This window comes from Moorena sp. SIO3B2, assembly GCF_010692525.1.
GTDB classification, from domain to species: domain Bacteria; phylum Cyanobacteriota; class Cyanobacteriia; order Cyanobacteriales; family Coleofasciculaceae; genus Moorena; species Moorena producens.
In genome coordinates, this window is the sequence record NZ_JAAHHE010000585.1 from 1 (window position 1) to 2,980 (window position 2,980).

The following is a 2,980-nucleotide window of genomic DNA, read 5'->3' on the forward strand; positions in this document are numbered from 1 at the left end:
TAGGGGAATTTGCCAAAATCTGCCTACTTTTTGAGCGCCCTTAATTCTACCATTTTTCAGAAGTTGGCGAACTCGTTGGACGCAAATCCCTAGAAGAAAAGCTGCTTGGGTAGTTCCGACTATCTTGGTTTGTTGGTTCATTTTTTGTTCCCCTTTACTATCGCGCTAATCTTATATTTAAGATAACACATAGTTCCTAGACTGTGTTGCTTTTTAACAAAAATTTATAATTTATCTAGCGCTAACTTTTTATAAGTGCTAAGGGATGTTTGATTTGATTAAGTGGGTAGGTTTATAATAGCGCTATACTTTGGTGAAATTTATCTAGCGCTATTTTTTGGAGTCTTAAGGGATGTTTAGGTTAATTAAGTTACCAGTTTATAATAGCGCTATACTTTAGTCAAGTTTATCTAGCGCTATTTTTTTTAACCGATTCCCGATTCCCGACTCCCGATTCCCGACTCCCGATTCCCCCAATACTTTGTTACAAAAATTTGCAAAATATGTTATAATAAAAGTTTTTGTATGTTATAATAGAATCATCTGACGTGAAAACGTTAAGAGCCAGCCTGAAGTTTTGCGAAGGCCGAAGGCTGGCTCTAGACCCCCAGTTAAGGAGATACCTTAAATTATGACCTACTCTGAACGCCTATACCCGTGGGCAATCATCCGCCTATTGCCGAGGATGCAACGGGTGGTTGTTGGTCGGTACCGGAACCGGTCTGATGCGGAGGGGCACTTAAAGGCTCTTAAACGCTTGATGCCTGATGGTAAATTTGTGATTATTTTTGATTTGCCTGAACCTATGAATCAAGAAGCTGAGGGGAGTGAGGAGTAAGATTTAGAAGTTGCTCAACTTAGCTCAATTGACATCCAGTCACCCTACGTGATGGTTGGGACTAACCGCTATGGGATCGGCGTTCGCGCAGCGTGGCCTTTGGCCTCAGCCGCGCCAAAGGCGATCGCTATCATCACTAATTGTTGAAATTACCAACAGTAAAGGATTTTAACCCCTTGTTGCTATTGCTAGCACTATCATGATTATCCCAAATTGTTGGAATTTTCGATAACTATAGAAATTGCTCATGCTAACGCGATGCTCGGTACGAGCCGCTACGCGTACGCGATTATCCACAATTGTTGGAATTTTCGATAACTCACGCGCGTTGCTCAAGTTAGCTCTATCGCGATTATCCCAAATTGCTGAAATTACCAACAGTAAACGATTTTCACCCTTTGTTGCTGTTGCTAGCTCTATCGGGATTATCCCAAATTGCTGGAATTTTCGATAACTACCGAAACTGATTAAGCTAGCTCTATCGGGATTATCCCAAATTGCTGGAATTTTCGATAACTATCGCGCGTTGCTGAAGAAGCGCGCTATCATGATTAGCCCAAATTGCTGGAATTTTCGATAACTATCGCGCGTTGCTCAAAAAGGCGCGATCGCGAAGCGTCGGGCAAAGCCCGAATCGCATGATTTACCAAATTGCTGGAATTTACGACAGTAAAGGATTTTCACCCCTTGTTAATCAATTTAGTATGATAATGATAATCCCAAATTACGGTAATTTCCGATAACTATCGGGCGTTGCTGAAGAAGCGCGCTATCATGATTAGCCCAAATTGCTGGAATTTTCGATAACTATCGCGCGTTGCTCAAAAAGGCGCGATCGCGAAGCGTCGGGCAAAGCCCGAATCGCACTCTTATCCCAAATTGCTGAAATTACCAACAGTAAACGATTTTCACGCTTTGTTGCTGTTGCTAGCTCTATCATGATTAGCCCAAATTGCTGGAATTTTCGATAACTACCGAAACTGATTAAGCTAGCACTATCGTGATTTCCCAAATTGCTGGAGTTTCCAACAGTCAAGGATTTTCACGCTTTGTTGCTCAAAAAGGCGCGATTGACCGTAGATCAAGCTACGCGATCGCATTCTCTCAACATTGCTCAAATCAGCAACACTGACTGGATTAAGCTGAATCCACTTAACCTAGCGCTAGTCTTTTACATTGCGATGCTCGGTACGAGCCGCTACGCGTACGCACTCTTTCCCAAATTGCTGAAATTTCCAACACTGACTGGATTAAGCTGAATCCACTTAACCTAGCGCTATACTTATCCATAAGTATCCTCAATGCTGAAAATTGGGCGTTGCTGATTCTGGGTATGGTTTCGCCCCCCTAGCCCCCCAATTCTGCGGTGCGACCCGTGGCGAATTTAATTCGCCGACGGAAAGCGCACCGGTGGGGGAACAAAACTTTCAAAATCCCCCAAATTTGGGGGATTTAGGGGGCTTTAACAAAACCATATGATCGCGCATTCATTCCTTAATTCAGCAACGCCGAAAATTACTGCAATTTCCAACATATTGCTCAACCCTTGCTACCGCAAGACCTAGGAATATACCAATTACTCTTAGGAGTAACATTATTCGGTTCAGCCGTCAAGATAATTGTACCATCCTCGCCCACTATCCAACCCTGAGCTTCCACTATTTTCTTCTTGGGACGAGCAGGAGTAGGAGTAGAGGCAGTCCGGCGTTTCCCTCTCATGGGCAAGTAACTGGCATCAGGAGTAGGAGTAGAGGTAGCTTCTTCGATGTTCTCTTTTTCAGGATCAAGGGTAACCCAATCTACCAGTACAGACTGTTGATTAATTGGGTCTAGAGGACTTGGGGGTAAGCCACCTCGTCCAGTAACAATGAATTCACCAAGTTCATCTACCGCTACTTTTCCACTCCTGGGACAGTTAGCAACAATTAATGCTGAGGGGTCAACTATTGATGTTGGTAATATCTCAGGATCCTGTGCTGAGTTGGTAATATCCCTGGTCACAGTTCCAGATTGACCTTCACCCGTCAAGCTCAGAGCTGCTATTTCACTACTATTATTCCCAAAAACTAAGGATCGGTCTGGATTTCCATCTGGGCCGATAAACGCACTTCTATCTTCGATTACGTTCATATTGAATAAGCC

General features: G+C 43.5%; 4 protein-coding genes and 1 pseudogene. 2 read left to right on the forward strand and 3 right to left on the reverse strand.

Features of this window, described 5'->3' with window-relative positions:
• Window positions 1–141, reverse strand: a 141-nt coding sequence (locus tag F6K38_RS38360) for a helix-turn-helix domain-containing protein (RefSeq protein ID WP_287256049.1), incomplete at its 3' end; no start/stop codon positions are given.
• Between the two features lie 490 nt (window positions 142–631).
• Here F6K38_RS38360 and F6K38_RS38365 point away from each other — a divergent pair.
• Window positions 632–838 carry an SPOR domain-containing protein gene (locus tag F6K38_RS38365; RefSeq protein ID WP_008189068.1) on the forward strand — a complete coding sequence of 69 codons (207 nt, stop codon included), beginning with the start codon at window positions 632–634 and terminating at the stop codon, window positions 836–838.
• A 778-nt stretch (window positions 839–1,616) separates the two neighbouring features.
• Here the strand turns inward: F6K38_RS38365 and F6K38_RS38370 are convergent.
• Complete coding sequence (locus tag F6K38_RS38370) at window positions 1,617–1,778, reverse strand: hypothetical protein (RefSeq protein ID WP_287360189.1); 162 nt, start codon at window positions 1,776–1,778, stop codon at window positions 1,617–1,619.
• A 73-nt stretch (window positions 1,779–1,851) separates the two neighbouring features.
• Between F6K38_RS38370 and F6K38_RS38375 the strand changes: the two genes are divergently transcribed.
• Entirely contained in the window at window positions 1,852–2,097 is a 246-nt protein-coding gene (locus F6K38_RS38375; protein WP_008189069.1) for a hypothetical protein, read from the forward strand.
• A 280-nt stretch (window positions 2,098–2,377) separates the two neighbouring features.
• On the opposite strand, the pseudogene F6K38_RS38380 reads toward F6K38_RS38375, so the two are convergent.
• Window positions 2,378–2,980: pseudogene (locus F6K38_RS38380) on the reverse strand (hypothetical protein); the annotation flags it as partial.

Excerpts from the sequence above, each read along its gene's own strand:
- F6K38_RS38370 (WP_287360189.1), bottom strand. The coding sequence starts at position 1,778 with ATGATAGAGCTAGCAACAGCAACAAAGCGTGAAAATCGTTTACTGTTG.
- F6K38_RS38365 (WP_008189068.1), top strand. The coding sequence starts at position 632 with ATGACCTACTCTGAACGCCTATACCCGTGGGCAATCATCCGCCTATTG.